Origin of the sequence: Luteimonas sp. J29 (assembly GCF_000472505.1) — a bacterium.
In the GTDB taxonomy this organism is placed as follows: domain Bacteria; phylum Pseudomonadota; class Gammaproteobacteria; order Xanthomonadales; family Xanthomonadaceae; genus Luteimonas.
Window position 1 is genome coordinate 63,812 of record NZ_AWZR01000001.1, and the last position, 24,928, is coordinate 88,739.

The 24,928-nt window shown below is 72.5% G+C and carries 15 protein-coding genes and 2 riboswitches; of the genes, 5 read left to right on the top strand and 10 right to left on the bottom strand.

Annotated features, from left to right (window positions below; all coding sequences use genetic code 11):
* The first annotated feature begins 42 nt into the window (after window positions 1-42).
* On the top strand, window positions 43-927 hold the full coding sequence (locus LUTJ29_RS0100285; RefSeq protein WP_043740098.1) for a fructose bisphosphate aldolase: 885 nt from the start codon (window positions 43-45) through the stop codon (window positions 925-927).
* Between the two features lie 181 nt (window positions 928-1,108).
* Window positions 1,109-1,753 (top strand): bifunctional nicotinamidase/pyrazinamidase, encoded by a 645-nt coding sequence (gene pncA / locus LUTJ29_RS0100290; protein WP_027070788.1) that lies wholly within the window; start codon window positions 1,109-1,111, stop codon window positions 1,751-1,753.
* Between the two features lie 12 nt (window positions 1,754-1,765).
* Here pncA and metE read toward each other — a convergent pair whose 3' ends face one another.
* The 10 genes from metE to LUTJ29_RS0100340 all read right to left on the bottom strand — a co-directional run bounded on the left by metE (window position 1,766) and on the right by LUTJ29_RS0100340 (window position 15,590).
* Window positions 1,766-4,054 carry a 5-methyltetrahydropteroyltriglutamate--homocysteine S-methyltransferase gene (gene metE / locus LUTJ29_RS0100295; protein WP_027070789.1) on the bottom strand — a complete coding sequence of 763 codons (2,289 nt, stop codon included), beginning with the start codon at window positions 4,052-4,054 and terminating at the stop codon, window positions 1,766-1,768.
* Between the two features lie 129 nt (window positions 4,055-4,183).
* Window positions 4,184-4,413, bottom strand: a riboswitch (cobalamin riboswitch).
* Between the two features lie 210 nt (window positions 4,414-4,623).
* The gene (gene purU / locus LUTJ29_RS0100300) at window positions 4,624-5,475 is read right to left on the bottom strand and encodes a formyltetrahydrofolate deformylase (protein ID WP_027070790.1); all 852 of its coding nucleotides are present in this window, start codon (window positions 5,473-5,475) and stop codon (window positions 4,624-4,626) included.
* Between the two features lie 88 nt (window positions 5,476-5,563).
* Window positions 5,564-5,890, bottom strand: coding sequence for a thioredoxin family protein (locus LUTJ29_RS0100305; protein WP_027070791.1), 327 nt, complete (start codon window positions 5,888-5,890; stop codon window positions 5,564-5,566).
* Window positions 5,862-6,341: a flavodoxin gene (locus LUTJ29_RS0100310; RefSeq protein ID WP_027070792.1), complete on the bottom strand. Its 480-nt coding sequence runs from the start codon at window positions 6,339-6,341 to the stop codon at window positions 5,862-5,864. The genes LUTJ29_RS0100305 and LUTJ29_RS0100310 overlap by 29 nt, the downstream gene beginning before the upstream one ends.
* A gap of 196 nt (window positions 6,342-6,537) precedes the next feature.
* Window positions 6,538-7,614, bottom strand: a complete 1,077-nt coding sequence (locus tag LUTJ29_RS0100315) for a ribonucleotide-diphosphate reductase subunit beta (RefSeq protein ID WP_051322547.1) — start codon at window positions 7,612-7,614, stop codon at window positions 6,538-6,540.
* 151 nt (window positions 7,615-7,765) lie between these two features.
* Window positions 7,766-10,282 carry a ribonucleoside-diphosphate reductase subunit alpha gene (locus tag LUTJ29_RS0100320; protein WP_027070794.1) on the bottom strand — a complete coding sequence of 839 codons (2,517 nt, stop codon included), beginning with the start codon at window positions 10,280-10,282 and terminating at the stop codon, window positions 7,766-7,768.
* Window positions 10,283-10,447: 165 nt separating this feature from the next.
* Window positions 10,448-10,672, bottom strand: a riboswitch (cobalamin riboswitch).
* Window positions 10,673-10,775: 103 nt separating this feature from the next.
* On the bottom strand, window positions 10,776-11,927 hold the full coding sequence (zapE, locus tag LUTJ29_RS0100325) for a cell division protein ZapE (RefSeq protein WP_027070795.1): 1,152 nt from the start codon (window positions 11,925-11,927) through the stop codon (window positions 10,776-10,778).
* Window positions 11,920-12,591: an alpha/beta hydrolase gene (locus tag LUTJ29_RS0100330; RefSeq protein ID WP_027070796.1), complete on the bottom strand. Its 672-nt coding sequence runs from the start codon at window positions 12,589-12,591 to the stop codon at window positions 11,920-11,922. Before LUTJ29_RS0100330 ends, zapE begins: the two co-directional genes overlap by 8 nt.
* Window positions 12,592-13,219: 628 nt before the next feature.
* A complete protein-coding gene (locus tag LUTJ29_RS15555) occupies window positions 13,220-14,992 on the bottom strand; it encodes an ExeM/NucH family extracellular endonuclease (RefSeq protein ID WP_051322548.1) in 1,773 nt (590 codons plus the stop codon).
* A gap of 82 nt (window positions 14,993-15,074) precedes the next feature.
* On the bottom strand, window positions 15,075-15,590 hold the full coding sequence (locus tag LUTJ29_RS0100340; protein WP_027070797.1) for a c-type cytochrome: 516 nt from the start codon (window positions 15,588-15,590) through the stop codon (window positions 15,075-15,077).
* A 140-nt stretch (window positions 15,591-15,730) separates the two neighbouring features.
* Between LUTJ29_RS0100340 and recC the strand changes: the two genes are divergently transcribed.
* Genes recC through recD form a run of 3 tightly spaced genes read left to right on the top strand, consistent with a single transcriptional unit; the run spans window position 15,731 to window position 24,887 of the window.
* Window positions 15,731-19,120 (top strand): exodeoxyribonuclease V subunit gamma, encoded by a 3,390-nt coding sequence (gene recC, locus LUTJ29_RS15560; RefSeq protein ID WP_043739975.1) that lies wholly within the window; start codon window positions 15,731-15,733, stop codon window positions 19,118-19,120.
* On the top strand, window positions 19,117-22,920 hold the full coding sequence (locus LUTJ29_RS15565; RefSeq protein WP_084524505.1) for an exodeoxyribonuclease V subunit beta: 3,804 nt from the start codon (window positions 19,117-19,119) through the stop codon (window positions 22,918-22,920). The genes recC and LUTJ29_RS15565 overlap by 4 nt, the downstream gene beginning before the upstream one ends.
* Window positions 22,917-24,887 (top strand): exodeoxyribonuclease V subunit alpha, encoded by a 1,971-nt coding sequence (gene recD, locus LUTJ29_RS15570; protein WP_043740104.1) that lies wholly within the window; start codon window positions 22,917-22,919, stop codon window positions 24,885-24,887. The genes LUTJ29_RS15565 and recD overlap by 4 nt, the downstream gene beginning before the upstream one ends.
* Window positions 24,888-24,928: the final 41 nt, after the last annotated feature.

Consider the following 24,928-nt stretch of genomic DNA (forward strand, 5'->3'; position numbering starts at 1 on the left):
CCCGTCCCCGACCCATTGCACAGGAGTCCCGCCATCGTGGCCATCAACCCGCAGCAACGCGACCGCATCGCTTCCGGCAAGGGCTTCATCGCCGCGCTCGACCAGAGCGGCGGCAGCACGCCCAAGGCACTCAAGCTCTACGGGGTGGACGAGTCGGCGTATTCGAACGAGGAGGAGATGTTCGCCCAGGTGCACGCGATGCGCACCCGGATCGTCACCAGCCCGGCGTTCGACCAGCGCATCCTCGGCGCGATCCTGTTCGAGCGCACCATGGACGGCGAGTTCGCGGGCAAGAACGCGGTCGCCTACCTGTGGGAAGACAAGGGCGTGGTCCCGTTCCTGAAGATCGACAAGGGCCTGGCCGACGAGGCCGACGGCGTGCAGGTGATGAAGCCGATGCCCGGCCTGGCCGACCTGCTGGAGCGGGCCAGGGCGCGCGGCGTGTTCGGCACCAAGGAACGCTCGGTGATCAAGGCCAACAACGCCAAAGGCATCGCCGCGGTGCTGGACCAGCAGTTCGAGGTCGCCCGCCAGGTGGTCGCCGCCGGCCTGGTGCCGATCATCGAGCCGGAGGTGGACATCAAGGCCGCCGACAAGGCGCAGATCGAGGTCGCGCTCAAGCAGGGCCTGCTCGAGCGCCTGGACGCGCTCGATCCGTCCGGCCCGGTGATGCTCAAGCTCACCCTTCCCGAGGTGGACGGCTTCTTCAAGGAGCTGGTGGAGCACCCGGTGGTGCTGCGCGTGGTCGCGCTCTCGGGTGGCTACAGCCGCGACGAGGCGAACGCCCGGCTCGCCCGCAACCCCGGCGTGATCGCCAGCTTCAGCCGCGCGCTGACCGAAGGCCTGACCGCGCAGCAGAGCGACGACGAGTTCAACAAGGCGCTCGACGCCTCGATCGAGTCGATCTACCAGGCCTCGATCACCTGAGTCCGCGCGCTGTCACCCTCCCGCGGCGGGCCCCGCCATCCCCCTCCCCCGCGGAGCAGGGCCTGATTCATCCTCCCCCGTCTGCGGGGCAGGGCCGGATCCCCCTCCCCCGCCTGCGGGGGAGGGCCGGGTGGGGGCCAGCCGCCCCCCGCCCCTCCCCTTCCCCGTCACGCCCCCCACGATGCCCACGCCCCACCCCCCCACCACCGCCCTGCTGGTGATCGACCTCCAGCCCGACTTCATGCCCGGCGGCGCGCTCCCCTGCCACGAGGGCGACGCGATCGTGCCCGGCATCGCCGACCTGCTCGCCTCGCGCGCCTACCGCACCGTGGTCGCCACCCAGGACTGGCATCCGCGCGGCCACGCCTCCTTCGCCTCCAGCCACGCCGGGCGCCGGCCGTTCGAGACGATCGAACTGCACGGCCATCCCCAGGTGCTGTGGCCCGACCACTGCGTGCAGGGCACGCCGGGTGCCGCCCTCGATGCGCGTGTCGACTGGAGCCTGGCCGACCTGATCCTCCGCAAGGGCACCCGCCCGCAGGTGGATTCCTACAGCGCCTTCCGCGAGAACGTCGGCCCCGACGGCCACCGCCCGCCCACCGGCCTGGCCGGCTGGCTGCGCGAGCGCGGCATCGAGGAGGTGCACCTGTGCGGCCTGGCGCGCGACTACTGCGTGCTGTGGTCGGCGCAGGACGCGATCGAGGCGGGCTTGCGCGCGAGCGTCCTGTGGGAGCTCACGCGGCCGGTGACGCCGGAAGGCGATGCACCCACGCGCGCCGCACTCGGCGCGGCGGGTGCATCGGTGGAACAGGTCTCGCCCCCATGAGGGGCATGGATGCTAGGCGGCCGCCTGGTCCAGGCGCAACTCCTTGGCCGCCGCAACCATCGCCTCCAGGGCGGCCGTTGTCTCGGCCCAGCCGCGGGTCTTGAGTCCGCAGTCCGGGTTGACCCAGATCTGGTCGACCGCGAGCACCGACGTGGCCTTGCGGAGCAGGTCGCCCATTTCATCGCGATCGGGAATGCGCGGGGAATGGATGTCGTAGATGCCCGGGCCGATGGCGTTGGGATAGCGGAACTGCGCGAACGCATCCAGCAGCTCCATCCGCGACCGCGAGGTTTCGATCGAGATCACGTCCGCGTCCATCGCGGCGACCGCTTCTATGATGTCGTTGAACTCCGAGTAGCACATGTGGGTGTGGATCTGCGTCCCATCGTCCACCGGCGAAGTCGTGATGCGGAAGCACTCCACGGCCCATTCCAGATACGCGTCCCAGTCCTTGCGCAGCAGCGGCAGGCCCTCGCGCAGCGCGGGTTCGTCGACCTGGATGATGCCGATGCCGGCCGCCTCCAGGTCCGCCACCTCGTCGCGCAGCGCAATCGCGATCTGCCGGCATGTGTCCGCACGCGGCTGGTCGTCGCGCACGAACGACCACTGCAGCACGGTCACCGGGCCGGTCAGCATGCCCTTCATCGGTCGTTGGGTCAGCGACTGGGCGTAGGTCGACCAGCGCACCGTCATCGGCGCGGGGCGCGACACGTCGCCATAGATGATCGGCGGCTTCACGCAGCGCGAGCCGTAGCTCTGGACCCATCCGTTCCGGGTGAAGGCGAATCCTTCCAGCTGCTCGCCGAAATACTCGACCATGTCGTTGCGTTCGAACTCGCCATGCACCAGCACGTCGATGCCGATCTGCTCCTGTACCTGCACGCAGTGCGCGGTCTGCTGTTCGAGGAACTGGACGTACTGTGACTCGTCCAGCCGGCCGGCCCTGAACGCGGCGCGCGCCTTGCGCACCTCCGGGGTCTGCGGAAACGACCCGATCGTGGTGGTCGGAAACGCCGGCAAGCCATAGCGGCGCTGCTGGAGCGCGCTGCGCTGCGCATATGGGCTCTTGCGGCGCGCATCGTCCGGGGTGAGGGCCTCGACCCTCGCAGCGACCTCGGCCCGGTGGACGCGCCTGGACCGGCGGCGTTGCTGGAGACGCTCGCGTGCGAGCTCGAGGGTCGCGTTTGCCGATGCCAGGCCATTGAGCGCATCGGCCACCACCCGAAGCTCGCCGATCTTCTCCTTGGCGAAGGCAAGCCAGCCGCGAAGTTCCGTCGCCAGTCCGGTTTCGAGGCTCGCGTCGATGGGCACGTGCAGCATCGAACACGAGGGCGCCACCTGCAGGCGCTCCTTGCCGAGGCGGTCGGCGGCGCTGCGCGCGAGCAGCACGGCCCGGTCGAGATCGGCGCGCCAGATGTTGCGACCGTCCACCAGCCCGAGCGAGAGCACGCAGTCCTCGCGCAGCGCACCGAGCACCGCATCCAGCTGTCCGGGCGCACGCACCAGGTCCACGTGCAGTCCCTGGGCCGGCAGGGATGCGGCCCACGGCAGGTTGTGCTCCAGCGTGCCGAAGTAGGTCGCCAGCAGCAGCTTCGGGCCGGCCGCATCGGCAAGCGTGTGATAGGCCTCCTCGTATGCGCGCCGCTCCGCATCGCCGAGATCCAGCACCAGGCAGGGCTCGTCCAGCTGGACCCACTCCGCGCCGGCATCCCGGAGCTGGGCAAGCAGTTGCGCGTACGCCGGAAGCAGCGCCGGCAACAGGTCCAGGGCCTGGCTGCCGTCCACGCACTTGGACAACAGCAGGAAGCTCACCGGGCCCAGCAGCACCGGGCGTGCCCTGGCGCCGGCGTCGCGCGCTTCGATGAACTCCGCAAGCGGCTTGTCGCCACGCAGGCGGAACGACTGCCCGCGCTCCAGCTCCGGCACCAGGTAGTGGTAGTTCGTGTCGAACCACTTGGTCATCTCCAGCGCAGGCAGGTCGAGGCCGTCGTCCTGCCAGCCACGCGCCATCGAGAAGTAGCCGCGCAAGGGGTCCGCATCGAACAGGGGCCTGTAGCGTGCGGGAATGGCGTCGAACAGCACGGCCGTGTCCAGCACGTGGTCGTACAGGGAAAAATCGTTGCAGGGCACGACATCGGCGCCTGCGGCGTGCTGCAGCTGCCAGTGCCGCAGCCGGAGCGCCCTGGCCTGGTCGTGCAGCTGTCCGGCGGTTGAGTCGCCGCGCCAGTAGGCCTCGACGGCCTTCTTCAGTTCGCGTCGCAGGCCGATGCGGGGAAAGCCCAGATTGCATACGGTGGTCATGTACGTGTACTCCTCGGTTCGTGGTCGCCCCCTCGGGCGATGCGGAGCCGTGCGGACACACGCGAAGGCACGCGCCTTGGTTCGAAAGGCGCGACCTTCCCGCGCCTCCCACGGGCGCCAGGTCGACGGAGATCGCTCTCCGGCCGAGGCAGGTCTTCGGGCTCGTGGACGCAGGACGGGGTGCGTCCTCCCTACTGTTCGCCGCTTCCCGGGCAATGCCCAGTGCTTATGGCGAAGGTCGTTTCCACATACCGCTGCGGGGCAGCGCCGGCTTCGACCCGTGGGTCCTACCGGCTTCCCTTTCAAACATATCGCTCTATCAAGATAAAGCGATACGTACCTTGGCGGGCGGGACATTACGCCGGTCCAGGGGCGGGGTCAAGCGTCGGCGAGGCGGCTTCGGGCATCCTCCCGACGTCGGCCTCGCGGCTGGCGGAAGGGCCGCGGGAGATGTCGAGCTACGGCGGGCGTACCGGGCCAGGTGCCGGGATGCCGAGGCGATCGGATCGATCCGGCTGCAGGCGGCGGGCGCGCACCTGCATCGCCCCAGGGCATCCGGGAATGGCGGCTCAGCGGAACACGACCGTCCGGTGGCCGTTGAGCAGGATCCGGTGCTCCACGTGCAGCCGCACCGCGCGCGCCAGTACCCGCGACTCGATGTCGCTGCCGATGCGGATCAGGGCGGCGGGCGTCATCGCGTGGTCCACGTGTGCCACGTCCTGCTCGATGATCGGGCCCTCGTCCAGGTCCGCGGTCACGTAGTGCGCGGTCGCGCCGATGATCTTGACCCCGCGCGCGTGCGCCTGGTGATAGGGCCGGGCGCCCTTGAAGCTGGGCAGGAAGCTGTGGTGGATGTTGATCGCGCGCCCGGCCAGCGCCTCGCACAGCTGCGGCGAAAGGATCTGCATGTAGCGCGCCAGCACCACCAGGTCGACCCGCTCACGCTCCACCAGATCCAGGAGCTGCCGCTCCTGCGCGGCGCGCGTGGCGGCGTCCACCGGCAGGTGGTGGAAGGGCACGCCGTAGGAGCCGGCCAGCTGGGCGTAGTCGGGATGGTTCGAGGCCACGCCCACGATGTCCGCGCGCAGCTGGCGGCTGTGGGTGCGGAACAGCAGGTCGTTGAGGCAGTGGCCCTGGCGGCTGACCAGTACCAGCAGGCGCGCGCGCCGGCGCACGTCGTGCATCGCCCAGTCCATCGCGTGCGCGGTCCCGACCGGCTCGAACGCGCTGCGCACCGCGTCGATGTCGCCACGGGCGGGCACGTCGAAATGCACGCGCAGGAAGAAGCGGCCCGACTCGGCATCGCCGAACTGCTGCGCGTCCAGGATGTTGCAGCCGTGCTCGAACAGCAGGCCGGACACGTGGTGGACGATGCCGGTGCGGTCCGGGCAGGACAGGGTCAGGACGTAATCGCGGGGCATTGCAGGCAACGGCAGGACGGCGCGCGACTATGTCATACGCCGCAGCGCAGCACGACCACCGTTTCCGGCGCAACCGATCCGGTCGCGCCTAGAAGTGTGCCGACACGGCCGCGGCGAGCTGCGCCGGCGACTGGAAGCCGGGCAGCCGCGCCACCTCCACGCCGTCGCGGAACAGGGCGAGCGTGGGCGTCTGGCGCAGGCCCAGCTCGCGGAAGAACGCCTCGCCCACCGTCTCCAGCCTGGCCCCGAGCAGGACCAGGCCGGCGGCCGCCGGTTCCCCGGCGAAGCGCTGCAGCGACAGATCCAGCATCCGGCAGGCGGGGCAATCGTCCTTGTAGTAGTCCACCAGCAGGCGCGGATGGGCGGAGATGGCCGCCCGCCAGTCGTCAGGCGATGCGGCGTGCAGGGTCTGCATGGGCAGGGCTCCCGAGGGTGTCGAGGACGTGGTCGGTCCATTGCGCGATCCGTTCGCTGTCGCGGCGACCGTGCGGCATCTGTTCGATCTCCAGGCGCGGATGCGGGGAATCGAAGAAGGCGGCGATGCGACGCACGGCGCCGCAGTAGTACTCCTGGCCCCACTGGGTCTCGCCGGTGCCGAACACCGCGACCTGCCGGGGCTTGCCCACCGCCTGCACCAGCTGCGCGATGAAGCGTTTCATCTCCGCCGGCGTGCGCCCGCCGTTGTCCGACCAGGTGCCGAACAGGTACAGGTCGTGGCGCGGATCGGGGCCGGCGGCGGACAGCTCGTCGATGCCGGTTTCGATCCAGCTGACCTGGTGCCCGCGCGCGCGACAGCGGTCGCGCACGATCCGCGCCACGTCGCGGGTGTTGCCGCTGAGGGAGGTGAAGGCGATCAGGATGCGCATGCGCTGGGGCCGCACGCCGGTGCGGTTCCGCGATGACCTGGAACGGAGCCGGGCCGCAGGAGCGCGCCTGCGCGCGAGGTGCTTCGCGACCAGGGTCGTGCCGAGGCGGAGAATGTGCCGCCCGGCGCGGCCTGCGCGCCAGGGCTGCCCGCTGCGCGGCGAACGGCAAGAGGCCAGCCGGGGCAACGGCGCCGGCTCACAGGTCGTCGAAGCCGTTGTCGAGGTTGGTCTTCTTGTACGACGCGTTGCGCATCTCGAAGAAATCGGTCTTGGTCTCGGTGAAGTTGTCGGCGTAGGCCTTGATCCACGGCATCACGTTGTCGGCGGTGTCCGGGTACAGGCTTTCGATGCCGAGCATCCCGGCCATCTTGTTGGCCCGGTACTTCACGTAGCGGATCATCTCGTCGATGTTGATGCCGTCGATGCCGTCGAGCACCTCGCCGGTCCACTGCACCTCCAGCTCCACCGCGTGCTCGAAGGCGCGGTGCACGTACTCGGTCAGCTCGTCGGTCTGCAGCTCCGCGTTCTCGCCGACGATGGCGCGGATCACCTCGCTGATGAACTTGGTGTGGGCCAGCTCGTCGCGGTTGATGAAGCTGATGATCTTGCCGGTGCCGGCCATCCGGTTCTGGCGCACCAGGTTGTAGAAATAGGCGAAGCCGGAATAGAAATTGATGCCCTCCAGGATCGAGGACTGGATCAGCGCGCGCAGCAGGGTCTCGGCGGTCTTCTCGCGCATGAAGTCGTCGTAGGAGCCCATGATCGGCGCGTTGCGCCTGAGGATCGTGGGGTGGGTGCGGGCGATCTCGAAGATCCGCTTCTGGTTGGCCAGGTCGGTGATCGAGGCCAGCACGTAGCTGTAGCTCTCGTTGTGGATCACCTCCTGCTGGCCGATGATCGCCGCGTTGGCGTGCGCGGCCGGGTCGGTGATGTACTCGGCCACGTTGTAGATGAAGCGCGTCTGCGGCGAGTCCAGCGTGGCCAGCAGGCCGATGATCGAATCGAAGGCGTTCTTCTCGCGCGCCGACAACTCGCCGTACTGGCGCGCGTCGCCCTTCATGTCGACCTCGTCCGGGATCCAGAAGTTGGTCGAGAGCTCCTTGTAGGCGCGGTAGAAGGACGGGTAGGGGATATCGTTCCAGTTGAGGATGCCGGAGGTGCGGCCGTTGATGATCCCGGTGGATCGGTTGGGATGGCGCGGCTCCAGGATGCGGATGCGTTCGAGCGGCGTGGCGGTGCGGGGCGTGGCGGTCAGCGGTGCGGTGGCAGACATGGTGTCCGGTCCTCGATGTGGGTTCATGCTCCCTCCCCCGCGTGCGGGGGAGGGCTGGGGTGGGGGCGCGCGCCGCAGGAGCGAAAAGCGGGCCCCCATCCGGCCCTTCGGGCCGACTTCCCCCGCAGGGCGGGGGAAGCGGGTCAGCGCGTCAACTCGAACACCATTCGCACTCCGCGATATCGATATCGTTCGAGCGCACGTAGTAGGTGGTCTTCAGCCCTTCCCGCCACGCCGTCATGTGCAGATCCAGCAGGGTCGAGGCACGGATGGTGGAAGGCACGTAGAAGTTGAAGCTGATCGACTGGTCGATGTGGCGCTGGCGGCGCGCGTTCTGCCGCACCGAGGCGAACTGGTCCAGCTTCCACGCGCCCTTCTCGTAGTACGGCCAGGTCTCCAGCGACAGCCCGGGCGCGGCCACCGGACGCCGGTAGTCCTTCTTCTCCTCGTAGTAGAACGCCGAGTAGATCGGGTCGATCGACGCGGTACTGCCCGCGATCTGCGCGGTCGACATGTTGGGCGCCACCGCGAGCAGCCAGCCGTTGCGCAGGCCGTTGACCGCCACCTGGGCCGCCAGGTCCAGCCACGCCGGGCTGTTGTAGCCGCGCTCGCGGAAATAGGCGCCGGTATGCCAGTCGCTGCCGGCGAAAACCGGATAGGTGCCCTTCTCTTTCGCCAGCTCCATGCTCGCCTGCACCGCGAGGTAGTTGATGCGTTCGTACAGCGCATCGCTGAACTCCTCGGCCTCCGCCGAGTTCCAGTCGACGCCCTTGAGCGCCAGCAGGTGGTGCCAGCCGAAGGTGCCCAGGCCGATCGCGCGATACTTGCGATTGGTGATCGTGGCCTGCGGCACCGGCAGCTCGTTGAGGTCGATCACGTTGTCGAGCATGCGCACCTGGATCGGCACCAGGCGCTCGAGCACGTCGCTGATCAGGTCGCCCTGCCCCTCGGCCGCGACCACCGCGCGCCCCAGGTTGATCGAGGACAGGTTGCAGACCACGAAATCGCCGGCTTGCCTGGTGGTGACGATCTGGTCGCCGGAGATGACCTCCCGGATCATCCGGGTCGGGCCCTGGTTCTGCAGGATCTCGGTGCACAGGTTGGACGAGTAGACCATGCCGCAGTGCTTGTTCGGGTTCTTCCGGTTGACCTCGTCGCGGTAGAACATGAACGGGCTGCCGGTCTCCAGCTGCGACACCATGATTCGCTTGAAGATGTCGATCGCCTTGACCGTCTTGCGCGCGATGCGCTCGTCGTCCACGACTTCCTGGTACTTGCGGCGGAAAGTGCCGTCGCCGCGCGCCTCGTCGTAGAAGTCCTGCAGGTACCAGCCCTTGATCCGCTTCACTTCGTACGGGTCGAACAGGTACCAGTCGCCGCGACGCTCGACGGCCTCCATGAACAGGTCGGGAATGCAGACCGCGGTGAACACGTCGTGCGCGCGCAGGCGCTGATCGCCGTTGTTGAGGCGCAGGTCGAGGAAGGCCTCGATGTCGCGGTGCCAGATGTCCAGGTACACCGCCACCGCGCCCTTGCGCTGGCCCAGCTGGTCCACCGAGACGGCGGTGTTGTTGAGCTGCTTGATCCACGGCACCACGCCGCCGGAGGAGTTGGGCACCCCGCGGATCGGCGCACCGGCCGCGCGCACGTAGCCCAGGTACGCACCCACGCCGCCGCCGCCCTTGGACACGCGGGCGATGTCGGTGTTGGAGTCGTAGATGCCCTGCAGGCTGTCCTCGACCGTGTCGATGAAGCAGCTCGACAGCTGGCCGCCCACCTTGCCCGCGTTCTGCAGGGTCGGCGTGGCCACGGTCATGTACAGGTTCGACAGCGCCCAGTAGGCCTCGCCGACCAGCTGCATGCGCCGCTCGCGCCCGCCCTGTCCGGTGCCGCCCTCGTGCTGCATCAGGTACAGCGCGATGGTCAGCCAGCGCTCCTGCGGCAGCTCGTAGACGTTGCGCGCGTTGTCGGTGGCCAGGTAGCGCGTGGCCAGCAGGTACAGCCCGTTGTAGGTGAACAGCCGGTCGCGCCCGGGATCGATCATGCGCCCGGCCTGCTCCAGCTCTTCCTTGGAGTAGGCGCGCAGGATGTCGTTGGAGTAGATGTTGCGGTCGGCCAGGCTCTCCTGCAGGCCGACATAGGAGCCGTACTTCTGCGCCGCGTCGTAGAAGCGGTTGCGGCTGGCGCGCTTGTACAGCCGGTGCAGGTAGATGCGCGCGGCGAAGTGCTCCCACTCCGGCGCGGTCAGGTCCACGCGTGCCTCGGCCTCGCGGATCAGGTGGTCGACCAGGTCGTCGGCATTCACCGTCGCCTTGCGCTCGACGAAGCCGAACACGCTGCGCTTGTAGTCGGCCACGTCCAGCTGGGGGAACTCGGCGTGGATGGCGTCGATGCTGCGCTCGAGCCGGGCGCGGTCGAAGGGCAGGCGGCGGTTGCCGGCCTCCTTGGTGATCCAGGTATCCACCGGTGCGTCCGGCTGCGCGGACCCCGTGGGGCGTTCGACCGGCGGTGGGGGGATCGCGTCGCAGGGGTTCGCGATGGATTGCAGGGGCGAGTGGCCGGTGGCGGGGCCGGCCGGCCCGGCGCCCGGCGCCGGCGGCGGAACAGGCGGCGACGGGCTTGCACTCGCGGCCGCGGGGGCGGCGCAGGTCGGGTCTGGGTGGGTCATGCATCCTCCACGGGTGGCGCACGGCCGGCCTGTCCCTCGCAGGCGGGCATGGCGGCGGAGGCGGGGCGGGAAACGGCGTCGCGGGACGGTGGACGCGTGCGCGTCCACGGACCTGCTCCACCGGCCATCTCCCCCCGGAGATTCCGCGGCCGGCACCGCGCGGCGTGCATGCGCGCGGCTGTCGGCAGGTCTTCGGACTGACGGGTCCGGAAGGCCGTGGCCTTCCACCTCCCCCGCCGCTTCCCGGAGCGTTGGCTCCAGTGCTGGTGGCGGGTTCGTTCCCGATTACCGCTGCGGGGCAGTGCCGGACTGGCGCCAGGGGCGCGTCACCGGCTTCCCTTTTAATCCGGCCAGCTGCGGCTGGCCCGAACCGACGACCACAAGGTAGTGGGGTGGGTCGGCTTCCGTCAACCCATATCTTGTGTACGGCCCGACGGCGGGCGCCTGTTTGGCCGGCCTGCCTGCCGGCCGGTCCGGCGCAGGGCGGGCGCCCTCAGCCGCGGTGCTCGCGCGCCAGGTACTCGGCGCCCTGCATCTCGACCAGGCGCGAGGACGTGCGCTCGAACGCGGCGGCCAGGCGCTCGCCGGTGTAGAGCGCGTGCGGCGCGGCATCCGCGGTGCAGACCAGGTTGACGTGGCCGTCGTAGAGTTCGTCCACCAGGTGCACGAAGCGGCGAGCGGCGTCGTTGCGCAGTTCGTCGAGCACCGGGATCCCGCCCAGCAGCACGGTGTGGAACTCGCGCGCGATCTCGATGTAGTCGGCGGTGCCGCGCGGTCCCTCGCACAGCGCGGCGAAGTCGAACCAGGCCATGCCCTTGCTGCGCGCGCGCACCGGGATGCGGCGGCCGTCGATCTCGATCCCCGCGTTGCGGTGGCCGTCGTCGCCGCCGAGCTCGTGCCAGCGCGACTCCAGCCACGCCTCCGAACCGGGGTCGAGCGGCGCGCGGTATACCGGGGAACGGGTCAGCGCGCGCAGCCGGTAGTCGGTGTCGCTGTCCAGGTGCACCACGGCGCAGTGGGCCTGGAGCAGGTCGATCGCGGGCAGGAAGCGCTGGCGCTGCAGGCCGTCGCGGTACAGGCCGGGCGGGTCGATGTTGGAGGTGGTCACCAGCACGATGCCCTCGGCGAACATGCGCTCGAGCAGGCGGCCGAGGATCATCGCGTCGCCGATGTCGCTGACGAAGAACTCGTCGAGCACCAGCACCCGCAGCCGGCGCCGCCAGGCGCGCACGATCGTCGCCAGCGGATCGCGTTCGCCGGCGTGGGTCCGCAGCAGTTCGTGCACCGCGCGCATGAAGCGGTGGAAGTGGGTGCGGCGCTTGCCGGGCACCCCGCCGGCCCCGGACGACAGCGCCTCGCCGCGCAGCTCGGGCAACGGCAGCGACTGGTGGAACAGGTCGACCAGGAAGGTCTTGCCGCGGCCGACGCCGCCCCACAGGTACAGGCCGCGCGGCGCCGGCGTCGCGGCCTGGCCGCGCAGGCGCGCGATCAGGCCCGTGCGTGGCGGTGGACGCAGCAGTTCGGCATGCAGGCGGTCGAGCTCGCGCAGAGCGGCGTGCTGCGAGGGGTCGTCGTTCCAGTCGCCGCGTTCCACGCCGGCGCGGTACAGCGCCGAGGGGGGCGATGCCTCCGTCGGCTCAGCCATCCGCGGTGGGGAGGTAGGGGCGCACACCGTGCTTGATCGCGCCGCGCAGGTCGATCAGCTTGCGGTGGAAGAAGTGGCTGGTGTCGGGCATGCGCACCAGCTCGGCCTGGGCGCCGCTGCGCTCGAGCCAGTCGTACACCGCCTGCGGGTCCACGATCTCGTCGGCCTCGCCCTGGATCACCAGCCACGGCATGGTTGGCAGCTCGATCGCGTCGAAGTCCCAGCGCCCGGCCGGCGGCGCGATCGAGAGCAGCAGCCCGGGCTGCAGTTCCGCCGCCGCGCGCAGCGAGACGTACGCGCCGAAGCTGAAGCCGGCCAGCCACAGCACGTGGCCGGGCCGCCGGGCGCGCACCCAGGCCGCCACCGCGCGCAGGTCGTCGGCCTCGCCATTGCCGTGGTCGAACTCGCCTTCCGAGGCGCCGGTGCCGCGGAAGTTGAACCGCACCGTGGTCGCGCCCAGCTCGCGCAGGCTGCGCGCGGCCATGGTCACGACCTTGTTGTGCATGGTCCCGCCCTCGGTCGGGAGCGGGTGGCAGACGATGGCCACCAGCGGCAGCGGCGTCGCGTCGCCCTCGGGCGGGTCGACCGCCACCTCGAGCCGGCCCGCGGGTCCCGGCAGCTGGAGCGTGGCGGCGTCGTCGGGGAACGGGGGCAGGTTGGACATCGCGGCATGATACCGGGGCGCGCCGTGCGACCGGCATCAACCGCCCGCGAACGCGCCGCCAACCTGCACGGGAGGCACAGGCCACTGACGGCCTCTGAATCGGGAATACGCCGGCTGATCGACGCCGTTTTCCGCATTTTCGCAGGAATTACCGACGCAAGGCGCCAACTGGCGTCGGCGCCCCGCCTTCGATCGCCCCCCTTGCCGTCCGGCACGAGCACCGTTCCAGCGCGCGGACGCCGATCCCGGGATGGCGGCCGTCCAGCGCGCCGACCCGGACCGCGACGCCAGGTCGAGGCGCTGATCGGCCGGCACCAGCGCAACGTCCTCGATCGCGACCCGGCGGATTCGAGCCGGCCGGTGGCCAGCGCCTCCCCGGCGCCGCCAGCGCCTGGCCGATGGCCTTGGGCGAGCCGTCGATCGCCACCACGTGGCAGCCCGGGCGGTGCCTGGCCAGCCAGCGCGCGGCGGCCCCCGGTCCGCCGCCGGTCTCGAGGGCGCGCATGCCAGGTCGCACAGGCAGCGCCTCGGCCACCGCGCGCAGCCCGGGTGAGATCCGCTCGTCCCCGGGGTCGCCAGCCATGTCCGGACCGCCTGCCTGCGACGGGGGGCCATGGGCGCGGTGAGGCTAGAGGTCCAGCCCCACCAGCAGCGGGTCGTGGTCCGAACTGCGCCAGGGTCTGGGTGGACGATCGCCGCCGTTGCCGTCACGATCGCTGGCGTTCGCCGGTTCGTCGGCATTGCTGTGCCACACCGCCGCGCCCGCGAGGCGGCGGGCCAGGGCCGGGCTGAGCAGGGCGTGGTCGAGGCGACCGGCGAGGCCGTCGAACACGAAGCTGTGGGGGCCGCGACGGCCGGAGGGGGCGAGCGCATCGACCCAGCCTTCGGCACGCAGCAGGCGCAGCGGGTCTTCCTGGCTGTAGCTGTTGAAATCGCCGGCGATCACGGCCAGATCGCTGCCGGTTCCGGTTGGGTCGCGGGCCATCCACGCCGCCAGGCGGCGTGCCGATTCGACCCGGGTCGCGTTCCAGCAGGCCTGGCCGTCGCCCTGGTCGGCATCGGCGCCGCGGGCCTCGCCGCAGCCCTTGGACTTGAAGTGGTTGGCCACCAGCACGAAGGCCGGCCCGCTGTCGCGGCCATCGTTCCGGGGAACGAAGGCCTGGGCCAGCGGCACCCGGCTGCGGGTGCCGAAGGGGCCGCCCTCGAGCGTGGCCGGCGCGCCGAGCGGACGCAGCCGCGAGCGGCGATAGACGATGGCGACCCGGATCACGTCCCCGCCCGGGCCGTGCCCGGCGTCGACGAAGGCCCAGTCGCCGCCGCCGGCGTTGAGCGCCGCGACCAGCTGGGCCAGGCTCGAATCCGGCCCGTAGCCGTCGTTCTCCAGCTCCATCAGGGCCGCCGCGTGGGGATCGAGCGCGTGCAGCGTGGCGACCAGGGCGTCGAGCTGGGCCCGCAGCTGGGCCGGGGTGCGGGCGCCGCGCGCGGTCGGGAAGCCGCCGCCGCGGCCGTCGCCGTTGAACAGGTTGTGCAGGTTGAGCACCGCCAGGCGCAGGTTGCCCGGCACGGTGGGCGGCGGCGGCCGGTCTGCGGGCTCGAGACGCAGCGGCGCGATCAGCTGCAGCCGTACCTCGCCCCAGCGCTGGTCGACGATGCCCTCGACGTCGCGCGCCACGCTGCCCAGGCGCGGCGGCGGCCGGTCGTCGAGGTACCAGGTGCGGCCCGGGTTCTCGTCGGCCCTGGCGTCGTCGAGCAGCAGCAGGCGGCGCGCGTTGTCGGCCGCCACCCGGGCGGCCTGCTCGCCGGGCGGCACCACCTCGGTGGGCACCGCCAGGCGTCCGCCGAAGCTGGCGTGCAGCACGCCGCGGCGGGACAGCTGGTGCTGGCCGGACACGGTCAGCGGCGCCGCGATCCGCACGCGCATGCCCTCGTAGGGCTCCCAGTCCACCGGGGGTGCGTGGAGCAGCAGCGGCGCCACCTCGCCGCGGCCGGTGACCTCGATCCGGCCTGCCTGCAGGGTGGTGAGCGTGCCGCGCGCGCGGTCGCCGTGTTCGACCACCCGGCCCTGCAGGCGCACGCGGTCGCCCGCGCGCAGGCCGGGCTCGTCGAGGTCGGAGACCACGAACAGGCCGTCGGAGGTCGCCGGGTCGCCGTCGCCGTCGTCCTGCACGAACCAGCCGCCGAGGTGGCGGGCGAAGTTGCCGGTGACCACGCCTTCGACGGTGACCTCCTGGCCGAGCAGGGGGCTGGCGTCGCCGCGGCCCTGGACCGCGCCGATCGCGACCACGCCATCGGCCCGCGGCGACGGCTGCGGCGCGGCGGTGCCGGTGGGGAGTTCGCAGCCGGCGGCCAGGCTCGCGGCCAGGAGCAGGGCGGGGAGGCAGGGGCGGCGGGCGACGGGCATGCGGAGGCGTCGTGCGGGTGGCGGACACGACAACGCCGCCCGGAGGCGGCGTCGCGCGCGGTGGCCGGAACCGGCGACCAGCCTACTTCAGGTTGTCGAGCATCCAGTCGACCGACGCCCGGACCTGCTCTTCGGTCAGGGCCGGGTTGCCGCCCTTCGGCGGCATCACGCCGGCGCTGCCGGTGTAGCCCTCGATCGCGTGGCGGTACAGGGTCTCGGCGCCCTGGGCGATGCGCGCGGACCACTGGCCGGCGGCCAGGGTCGGCGCTCCGCCGGCGCCCGAGCCGTGGCAGCCCGAGCACAGGTTCTGGTAGATCACCGAGCCGTCCAGGGTGCCGCCGTAGGCGACCTGCGACGCGGCGGCAGCCGCGGCGGCGGCGGCGGCCGCGGCCTTGGCGGCGGCGCCGGTGCTGCCGGCATAGACCGCGCCGACCGGGGCGATGCGGTTCTCGGTGCGCTTGGCGGCGGCCGGGTCGACCTCCGGGGGCAGCACGCGGTGGAGCGCGATCGCGGCGACGATCAGGCCAAGCGTGATCGCGACCAGGAAGGCGATCACCAGCGAAAAGCGCTTGAGGAACTCAAGGTCGTAATTGCGCACGAAAACACCCTTGGCAGGCGGCAGACGGGCCGCAGCTGGCCGGCAAGTATAAGGCAAGCCCCGGCCGCGTTGCGCCCGCATGCCGGGCGCGGCCCCCGGGTCTCGTGTCCTGCGAAGCGGCTCCGGCACAATGCCCGGACATGGCCGACCCCGCGCAGCCCGACTTCCGGCTCTACCACTCCAACGCGCTGGAGGTGCTGGCGGGCGTGCTGGCCGACGTCCTGCGCACGCCCGCCGACCCGCGGCGGCCGCTGGCGCCGGACGTGGTCCTGATTCCGCAGGTGGCGATGCGGCGCTGGCTGCAGGCCACCCTGGCCGAACGCCACGGCGTGGCCGCGAACATCGCCTTCCTCACCCCGGGCGAGTTCGTGGCCCTGGCGCTGGAAGCCAACCTCGGCCCGACCCCGGACGAACTCGAGCCGGAGGTGCTGCGCTGGCACCTGTACGCCGCGCTCACCGACCCGGTGCTGCTGGCGCGGCCGGCGCTGGCGGGCATCGCCGCCTACGTCGGCGGCGACGACCCGCTGCGTGCCTGGTCGCTGGCCGGCGAACTGGCCGGGGTGTTCGGCAAGTACCAGGCGTGGCGCCGCGACTGGCTGCTGCGCTGGGAGGCGGGCGCGGACCCCGACGACCCGCAGGCCGAGCTGTGGCGACGGGTGGCCCGCGGCCGCGCCCACCGCGCGCGCCGGATCCAGGCCTACCTCGAGCGCCACGGCCGCCACGACGGGCCGCTGCCCGCCGGCCTGCCGCCGCGGCTGTGCGCGTTCGCCACCCTCAACGTCTCGCCCGACGTGCTGCGCGTGATCGCCACCCAGGCCCGGGTCGGGACCCTGCACTGCTTCGTGCCTTCGCCGGTGAAGGACTACTGGGGCGACCTGCAGAAGGTGCGCCGGCTGCCCGAGGCCGAGCTGCACGCGCAAGGCCCGCTGCTGGCCGGCGGCGAGAACCGCCTGCTCCAGGCCTGGGGCGTGGCCGGCGTCGACTTCATGCGCCTGGTCGGCGACCACGAGGTGGTGCACGCCTCGGCCGAACTCGATGTCCACGCCGACCCGGGCGACGGTGGCGGCCGGCTCCACGGCAGCCTGCTGCGGCGGCTGCAGTCGGACCTGTTCCACCGCCGCGGCGCGCCCGGCTGGCCGCTGCGCGAGGCGGTGGACCGCAGCGACCCGAGCCTGCAGTTCCACGCCTGCCATACCCGCCTGCGCGAACTGCAGGTGCTGCGCGACCAGCTGCGCGCACTGTTCGACGACGACCGCTTCGATCCGCCGCTGCAACCGCGCGAGGTCGCGGTGCTGGCGCCGGACATCGATCCCTACCTGCCCTACCTCGACGCGGTCTTCGGTGGCCGCGGCCAGGGCGACGCGATTCCCTACGCGCTGGCCGACGCCAGCCCGCTCGCCAACGAACCGCTGGCCGAGGTGTTCCTGCGCCTGCTGGCGCTGCCGGTCTCGCGCTTCGGCCTGCACGAGGTGCTCGACCTGCTCGCCAGTCCGGCGCTGGCCGAGGCCAACGGACTCGACGCGCCCGCGCTCGAGCAGCTGCACGCCTGGCTCTCGGCGGCCGGCGCGCGCTGGGGCCTGGACGGCGAGCATCGCGCGCGCTTCGATGCGCCGGCCGACCACGCCTACACCTGGACGTTCGCCCTGGACCGGCTGCTGCTCGGCCATGCCAGCGGCAGCGACGCGCTGGTGGCCGCGCCCGACGGCCGCCTCGTCGCGCCGCTGCCGGAACTCGAAGGCGGCGCGCTGGACGCGCTCGACACCCTGCTGCGCCTGTTGCGCGAGCTGGCGCGGCAGGCACAGGTCCTGGGCGAGGCGATGCCGCCCGCGCGCTGGCGCGAGCGCCTGCTGGGCCTGCTCGACGCGCTGCTGCCGCGGCCGCCGTCCAGCCCGGCGTCGCAGCGTGCGCTCGACCGCCTGCGCGCGCTCGTGGATGCGTTCGCGAAGAGCGCGGAACAGGCCGGATTCACCGCCCCGGTCCCGGCCGAGGCGGTGCGCGCGCACTTCGCCGCCGTGCTCGCCGAGGCGGACACGCGCGCGCCGCTGCTCACCGGCGGCGTGAGCATCGCGCGCATGGTGCCGATGCGGCTGCTGCCGTTCCGGGTGATCTGCGTGCTCGGCCTCAACGACGGCGAGTTCCCGCGCCGCGATCCCGCGCCGGGGCTCAACCGCCTCACCGCCGAACTCGGCACGTCTCGCCGCCGCGCCGGCGACCGCTCCAACCGCGACGACGACCGCTTCCTGTTCCTGCAGCTGTTCACCGCGGCGCAGGACGCGTTCTACGTGAGCTGGCAGGGCGCCGACCCGCGCGACGGCAGCCGCCGCGAGCCCTCGGTGCTGGTGTCGGAGCTGCTCGAAGCCGCGGCCGCGCAGCACGCGCCCGGTGCCGCGGAGGACGTGGCCGAGGCGCTGGTCGTGCGCCATCCGCTGCAGCCGTTCTCCGCCGAGGCGTTCGGCGCCGGCGGCGATCCGCGCCGCTTCTCCTACGCCGCGCACTGGCGCGAGGCCGCAGCCGGGGCCGGGCGCCGGCGCGCGCCGTTGCCGCCGTGGTTCGAGGGCGAACCGCTGCCGGCGCCCGACGCGGAACCGGACCTGCCGCTGTCCGCGCTGCGTCGCTTCCTGATGCGGCCGGCCGAGGAACTGCTGCGGCGCATGGACGTGCGCCTGGTCGGCATCGACGAGCGCGGCGAGGACCTCGAGCCGCTCGACGCGCCGGCGGGCGGGCTCGAGCGCAGCCGGCTGCAGCATGCGCTGTTCGAGGAACTGCTGCAGGGACACGACGACGCGCGCATCCACGCCCGCCTGGGCGCGCGCGGCCTGCTGCCGTCGGCCGCGCCGGGGCGGCGCGTGCTGGCCGAGGCGCGCCGGACGCTGGCGCCGTGGGTGGACGCGTTCTCGCAGTGGCGCGGCGATGCGCAGCCGCGGTCCGTGGCCGCCGAGGTGCAGATCGACGGGGTGCGCATGCATGGCCGCATCGAAGGCGTGTATCCCGACGGCATCGCGCGCCTGCGCTTCGGCAAGCTCAACGGGCCGGCCGCGATCCGCCATGGCCTGGACTGGCTGCTGGCGCGCGCGGCGGGCCTGGACCTGCGCCTGGTCGAGTTCCACGACGCCGGCAGCGACGGCCACGGCCCGCACGAATCGCCCGACCTGTCGCCGCAGGCCGCGCGCGCCGCCCTGCGCCGGCTGCTGGAGCTGCGCGCCACCGGCCTGCGCGAACCGCTGCCGTACGCACCCTACAGCGCCTGGGCCTACTTCAGCTGCGACAAGGATGAGGCCAGCGCGGTCGCCGCCGCGCGGGCGCAGTGGCATGGCGGCGGCAACGGCGGCTATGCCGAAGGGCAGGGCGAGGCGATCGGACAGGTGCTGCGCGGACGCGATCCGTTCGCGGACGACGCGCTGCTGCTGCGCTTCGCCGACCTGGCGATGACGGTGTTCCTCGCCCTGCGCGCGGGCCAGGTCTACCAAGGCGTCGATGCCGACGCGCTCGCGGGGCTGGCCGCGCGCTTCGAGCCGGAGGAGGGCCAATGAGCGCGTCCGACCCGTACCTGGCCCAGCCGCTCGAAGGCGTGTTCGCCATCGAGGCCTCGGCCGGCACCGGCAAGACCTTCACCCTCGCCACCCTGCTCGCGCGCCTGGTCATCGAGCGTGGCCTGGGCGTGGACGGGATCCTCGCGGTCACCTTCACCGAGGCCGCCACCCAGGAGCTGCGCGCGCGCGTGCGCCGGCGGCTGCTGCTGGCGGCCGAACTCGCCGCCGGCAACGAGTGTCCGGGCGCCGATGACGCGCCGCTGATGCGCCGGCTGATCGACGCGCACCTCGCCCGCGGCACCGAAACGCCGGCCGCGCTGCGCCGGCGCCTGCGCCAGGCCGCCGACGGCATCGACCTCGCGGCGATCTCCACCATCCACGGCTTCTGCCTGCGGGTGCTGCGCGAGCATCCGCTCGAAAGCGGGCAGGGCTTCGACCCGCCCGAACTGCTCGCCAGCGACTCGGAACTGCGCGCGGCCATCGCCGCCGACCTGTGGCGTGCCCATGCGCGCGACGTGGCCGCGGTCGAGGACCTGCACGCGCTGTGGCCGCAGGGCCCCGATGCGCTGGCCGCGGATCTTGCCCTGCTCACCGGCGAGCCGGTGCTGCGGCCGCCGCCGCCCGCGGACCTGCCCGATCCCGGCCCGATGCTGCAGGCCGCGCAGCAGGCCTTCGCCGAAGCCGCGCGCACGCATGGCGACGCGTTCCGCGACGAGCTGCTGCGCGCGGTCGAGGGCAAGGTGCTGCACGGCGGCAGCTACCGGGCGGACTGGATCCAGGACCTGTTCGACCAGCTGCGCCGCTGGTGCAGCGGCGTGCCGGACGCTCCGTTCGAGCATGGCAAGCTCGGCCAGCTGCACCGCGACACGCTGCGCCTGCGCACCAGCAAGGCCGGCGCCGGGCGCACGCCCGACTCGCCGCTGTGCGATGCGGTCGAGGCCTACGCCCATGCGCTGGCCGAGGCGGGGCGCATGACCGGCGCGCGCCGCGTCGCGCTGCTGCACCGCGTCCGCGAAGACGCCCGCCGCCGGCTGGAGGCCCACAAGCGGCAGGCGCGGGTGCTCACCTACGACGACCTGATCGCGCGCGTCGCCGACGCGCTCGACGGCCCGCACGCCGACGCGCTGGTCGCGCGGCTGCGCGCGCAGTACCGCGTCGCCCTGGTCGACGAGTTCCAGGACACCGATCCGCGCCAGTGGCGGATCTTCCACCGCACCTTCGGCGCCGCCAGCCCGGAGCCGGCGCTGTTCCTGGTGGGCGATCCGAAGCAGGCGATCTACCGCTTCCGCGGCGGCGACGTCGAGACCTACCTCGACGCCGTCGCCACCGCGCAGGAGGCGCCGCCGCTGGCGCACAACTTCCGCTCGCGGCCCTGCGTGCTGCAGGGCATCGAGGCGCTGTACGCGCAGGCGCAGGCGGTGCACGAGGCGGACGCCGACAAGGTGCCGCCGCCCTTCATCGACGGCCGCATCCGCTTCCATCCGGTGCAGCCGGGCGGCAAGCGCGACGATGCCGCGTATCTGCGCAATGGCGCGCCGGCGCCGGCGGTGACGTTGTGGCGGGCACCGTTGCCGACCGAGGTGGACCGCAGCGGCAAACTCAAGCCGCACAGCGCGCCGGCGTCGCGCGAACTCGCCACCCGGGCCTGCGTCGCCGCGATCCATTCGGTCCTGCGCGACGCGCGCGAGGGCCGCGCGACGATCGGCGACCGTCCGGTCCAGCCCGGCGACATCGCGGTGCTGGTCCGCACCCACCGCGACGCCACGCGCATGCGCGACGCGCTGGCCGCGGCCGGCATCCCGGCCGTCGCCGCCGGCCGCCAGAGCCTGTTCGCCACGCCCGAGGCGCACGAGCTGCACACCCTGCTGCAGGCGCTGGTGCACGGCGCCGACGACCAGCGCCTGCGCGCGGCGCTCGCCACGGTGCTGCTGGGCCACGACGCGCACGCGATCGCCGCGCTCGCCCGGGGCGAGGCCCTGCAGCGCTGGCAGCTCGAGGCGCTGGGCTGGCGCGAACGCCTGCAGCGCGGCGGTCCGCTGGCCCTGGTCGGCGAACTGTGCGCGCAGGCCGCGCGGCGCCTGCTCGGCCTGGCCGACGGCGAACGCCGCCTCACCAACTACCTGCAGCTGGCCGAACACCTGCAGGAGGCGCAGCGCACCACGCTCGGCCTGCACGGGCTGCTCGACTGGCTGGCGCGCGCGATCGCCGGCGCCAGCGCCGACGACGAGGCGCAGCAGCTGCGCCTGGAGTCGGACGCGCGCCGGGTGCAGATCGTCACCCTGCACAAGAGCAAGGGCCTGGAGTACCCGCTGGTGTTCCTGCCGTATGCGGGCATCGGCGCACGCGCGCCGAGCCCGGGCCGCCGGGTCGTCGTCCACGACGGGCGCGGCCGCGCCCTGCACTGGAAACTGCAGGAGGAGGCGAGCGGATGGGAACGGGCCTGCGAGGCCTGGCTGCAGGGCGAGCGCGCCGAGAACGCGCGCCTGCTCTACGTCGGTCTCACCCGCGCCCGCGACGCGCTATGGCTGGCGACGGGCCTGTTCTACAACCACGCGCAGTCGCCGCTGTGGACCATGGTGTCCGACCTCGACGCGCTTGTTGCGCGCGCGCCAGACGCCATCGCCATCGATGCCGCGCCGCCGCCTGCGCAGCTGCCCTGGCTGGGCGCCGACGAAAAGGACGACGTCCCCCGCGCGCGCGCGCCAAAGCGCCCGCTCGCCAGCGACTGGTGGGTCTACAGCTTCACCCAGCTGGCCAACGCCGACGCCGGCCACGACCTGTCCGGCGCCGCCACCCAGCCCGCCCCGGGCGGCCGCGACGAGCCCGATCCGGACCCCGACGCCGCGCCCACCGACGCTACCGACACCGACACCGATATCGACGTCGACCCGCGCTTCGGCGGCACGCGCTTCGGTGTGGTGCTGCACGAAGTCTTCGAACATGCCGACTTCGCCGCCTGGCAGGGCTGGCACGCCGGCGACGACGCACCCGCAGGCGAACGCCGCAAGATCACCGAGGCCCTGGGCAAGGGCGGCTATGCGGCCGCAGACATCGATGACGGCGTGGCCCTGATCGTGCCCATGGTCGGCCACACCCTCAATACCCGCCTGCCCGAAGGCACCACCCTCGCGGCCGTGCCCGACGCGCACCGCCGCCCGGAGATCGAATTCCAGTTCGCCCTCGCCCCCACCCGCGTCGACGCGCTGCTGTCCCTGTTGCACCGCCACGGCCTGCTCACCGGCCGTCAGGGCTTCGGCCTGCGCCGCCGGCTGGAAGGCCTGATGACCGGCCTGATCGACCTCACCTACCTGCACGACGGCCGCTGGTACGTCCTCGACTGGAAATCCAACCGCCTGCCCGGCTACGCCCCCGCGCAGCTGCAAGACGCCATGGCCCACAACGAATACCACCTGCAGGCGTTGCTCTACACCCTCGCCCTGCACCGCTGGCTCCGCTTCCGGCTGGGCGAGGCCTACGACTACGCCCGTGACTTCGGCGGTGTCCGCTACCTCTTCTGCCGTGGCATCGACGCCACCCGCAACGATGGCCAGGGCATCCACGCCTGGCGCTTCGACCCGGACCTCGTCCACGCCTTGGACGCCCTGTTCGCCGGCGACTCCACGCGCTCCCACGCGGGTGGCCAAGGATCCGGACACGCGCCACCGGAGCCTGCCGGATGCGCTCCTTCCTCCGACCCCGGTGAAGGGCCGGGGCCGCAGACGCCGAATCCCGCCGGATCCGCTCCCTCCCCCGCCAGCGGGGGAGGGCCGGGGTGGGGGCCGCCGGAGCCGACCAAATGACCCTCCTCAGTACCCTCCACCGAAGCGGCCACCTCCGCACCCTCGACCACGCTCTGGCCGAAAGCCTGCGCCGCCTCGACCCGGACACCCCCGACGCCGTTCTCGCCGCCGCCGCCCTGGCCTCGCTGGCCGTTGCCGCAGGCCACGCTGGCTTCGATCCCGCGCAGCCGCACCAGCTGGTCGACGCCCCGATCGACTGGCCCACCCCCGAGACCTGGCGCCAGGCCCTGGCCTCCTCGCACTGGGTCGCCCGGCCTGACGCCGGCGACGCCGAATCCCCCGCCGAAGCGCCCCTCGTCCTCGAACACGGCCTGCTCTACCTGCGCCGCTACCGCGAGTACGAGCGCCGCCTGGCCGCCGGCCTGCGCCGCATCGGCGAAAGCGCCCCCGCCGCACCTCTTCCCCCGCCTGCGGGGGAAGATGCCCGAAGGGCAGATGGGGGCCCGCCCGCGCCTCCTGCCGGCGACGAAGCCGCCCAGGTCCCCACCCCCCTGGCCAACCTCTTCGCCCAGCTCTTCCCCCAGGCCGCGACCGGCGGCGACCTCCAGGCCCACGCCGCCGCCGCCGCGCTCCACCACCACCTGCTGCTGGTCACCGGCGGCCCCGGCACCGGCAAGACCACCACCATCACCCGCATGCTGGTGCTGCTGGTCGCGCAGGCGCTGCAGGCCGGCGGCGCGCCCCCGCGCATCGCCCTGGCCGCGCCCACCGGCCGCGCCGCCGAACGCATGGCCGAGAGCGTGCGCAACGCCGTGCAGACCCTGTCCGCGCTCGGCATCGACCCCGCGCTCGCATCCCACCTGCCCACCACCGGCACCACCCTGCACCGCCTGCTCGGCACCATCCCCGACCGCCCGGACTTCCGCCACCACGCCGACAACCCGCTGCCCTTCGACGTGGTGGTGGTCGACGAAGCCTCGATGATCGACCTGCCGCTGATGGCCAAGCTGGTCGAAGCCGTCCCCGACGGCGCCCGCCTGGTCCTCCTCGGCGACCCGGACCAGCTGCCTTCTGTGGAAGCAGGCGACGTCCTCGCCGGCATCCTCGCCGCTGCATCCAATCCGCGCGCCACATCCGACACCTCCCCCGCTCGCGGGGGAGGTCGCGCCGAAGGCGCGGGTGGGGGTGCTCTCCGACCAGCTGCCCATGCCCCCACCTTCCCCGTCCGCCACATCCACCTCGCCCGCGGCTACCGCCAGAGCGCCGCCCTCGACGTGGCTCCCCTCGCCACCGCCGTCCGCAGCGGCGACGCCGACCGCGCACTGGCACTCCTGCGCAGCGGCCAGCTCTCCGGCGTCCATTTCCACGAAGGCGACACCGACCCCCTGCAGTCCCACCGCGACCACCTGCTCGCCCACTGGACCGCGCTTGCCGACACGACCGACCCGGCCGAAGCGCTCGCCCGCGCCAACCGCCTGCGCATCCTCACCGCCGTACGCGAAGGCCCCCAAGGCGCCCGCAGCCTCAATGCCCGTATCGAAGAACTGCTCGCCGGTACCCGCCGCGGCGCCGGCCCGGCCTCGGCCGCCGGCCGCTACTTCCACGGCCGCCTGTTGCTGATCACCGAAAACAGCTACCGCCACCGTCTGTTCAACGGCGACATCGGCATCTGCCTGCGAAGCGAAGCGGGCACCGCGGCGCATGACGGCAGCGGCAGCCTGATGGCTTGGTTCCCCGGCGACGACCCGCACAACCCGCGCCCCTTCCACCCCGCCGCGCTCCCCGCCCACGACAGCGCCTTCGCCATGACCGTGCATAAGGCGCAGGGCTCGGAGTTCGGGGAGGTGTGGCTGGTGCTGCCGGAGCGTCCCAACCGCGTCCTGTCGCGGGAGCTGGTGTACACCGGCCTCACCCGCGCCCGCGATGCGCTCCACCTGCATGCGTCTGCGGCGATCCTCAAGGACGCCCTGGCCCGTCACGCGACACGCTGGTCCGGGCTGAGGCAGCGGTTGTCCCTGGGCGCTTGAGAAAAATCTAATTTGTGATTTAGATTTCGGGAGGTGTCGAC